We start from the raw sequence: 298 nt of genomic DNA on the forward strand, positions 1-298 counted from the left end.
CCTGGATTTCCTGGTGAACCTTGAAAAGAATTCCACTTCGATCCTGGATTAATTCGGGCCCTGCAAGTTCTTTTGTAGATCTTGTAGGTCTGAAGCATATATGAAAAAATAGACCTCCAAGGTTTTGAAAACCTTGGAGGTCTTTCTTTTATAGTTTCATTTCAGGAATTTCTCCTTCTACGATCAAGGTACCCTCGGTAGCTTCTTTTATTTCTTCCACGCTTACTCCGGGAGCTCTTTCTAGCAGCTTAAAACCTTTTTCGGTAACTTCAAGAACAGCAAGATTAGTAACGATCTT

General features: G+C 39.9%; 1 pseudogene. It reads right to left on the reverse strand.

Annotation, left to right across the window (positions count from 1 at the left end):
• Positions 1-148: 148 nt before the first annotated feature.
• Positions 149-298: pseudogene (locus HC176_RS20220) on the reverse strand (succinyl-CoA--3-ketoacid-CoA transferase); the annotation flags it as partial.

This window comes from Tamlana crocina (genome assembly GCF_012037625.1).